Genomic DNA, 1361 nt, shown 5'->3' with positions numbered 1-1361 from the left:
TAGGCTTTTTCCATGTCTCATATTTTAGCATATATTTCGTAAACGATGCTCATATTTAACAGCAAAGCCAACCTAAAACGGCGGGGTTTCAGACCCAAAATTTTCGATGATCGGATATTTCTAACTCTAGTCAGGGAATTAATTCCCCGAAAACCCTATTGCTCAAGTGAGTCAGATTGTCTAAACTCTCATGCAGTTAGCATTGTACACTAATCTAGCTTTTGTCTGTGATTACCATCCGCGATCAAGATCACACTTAACCGGTAATATTAGATACACTAACAAGCTTATCCGCCTAAAATAGCAATGCCTACGCCGATTAACAGAATTAATCCGCCATAAATGACTTCTTGGGCTGGTATTTCACCAAAAATGAACACTCCTAACAGACTAGCGGCGATTGGCTCTAATAAAATTACCATGGTTACTATTGTCGGTGCTACCCATCGCAAAGCCCAGTTAAAGCTAGTATGACCGATTAATTGCGGAAAAATCGCCATCATTAACACATAAACATACACGGACAAAGGATAGCTTTTGTTACCTTGACCGAATAAGAAAATAGAAGGTAATAAAGCTAATCCTGCGGTAGTGTAGGCTACAGTTATATAATTCTTAATATTTAAGCCCTTTCTTTGTGCTTCCCGTCCGAGGAGAATATAACCACTGACGAGAATTGCTCCAATTAAAGCCAAGCTATTGCCCAATAAAGGGTTAGGATAAGAGCTACTGAGATATCGATCGGCTAAAACAATGAATAATCCCCCCGTTAGAGCCACAAAAATGCCGATAAAAGTTAATTTGCTCGGTTTTTCTCGAAACCACCACCAACCCAACAGAGAAACCCAGAGGGGATTAGTGGTGACTAAAGTGGTGGAAGCGGCGATCGAGGTGTAGGAGAGAGAAGTAATCCAAGTAGCAAAATGGAGAGCTAAACAAAATCCTGCCCCCACTGCGTAATAATAGGCTTTAATAGGGACTTTTTGGCGTGATAAGGTCAACCAGTTCGGAATTAGGACAACAGAAGCCAATATCAGACGCGAAGTCGCTAAAAATAAACTAAATGCGATCGTAGCATTACCTACCGCTTCGATCGCTAACCGGATAAAAATTGCCGATGCAGAAACCGACACCACACCGATAGTTAAGATAAAAATAATTTTGGCGTTAGAAGGAGGCAAAATAGGCTACGCTTACGCGATGATCAATGATGTTATTCACCAGTTATTTTAACCGTAGGCAGTAGCCGGTCGTCAGTAGCCGGTCGTCAGGAGATAGGAGATTATTTTATTTATTCTCCCCACACCCCACACCCCACACCCCACACCCCACACCCCACACCCCACACCCTACACCCCACT

The 1361-nt window shown here is 42.2% G+C and carries 1 protein-coding gene; it reads right to left on the bottom strand.

The features are described 5' to 3' along the window. Window positions 1-287 precede the first annotated feature (287 nt). On the bottom strand, window positions 288-1181 hold the full coding sequence (locus PX482_RS12275) for a DMT family transporter (RefSeq protein ID WP_002757462.1): 894 nt from the start codon (window positions 1179-1181) through the stop codon (window positions 288-290). Window positions 1182-1361: the final 180 nt, after the last annotated feature.

Source organism: Microcystis sp. M53602_WE12, assembly GCF_030065455.1.
GTDB classification, from domain to species: Bacteria; Cyanobacteriota; Cyanobacteriia; order Cyanobacteriales; family Microcystaceae; genus Microcystis; species Microcystis aeruginosa.
The sequence above is the reverse complement of the archived record's forward strand: the minus strand, read 5'-3'. Positions and strand labels throughout refer to the sequence as shown.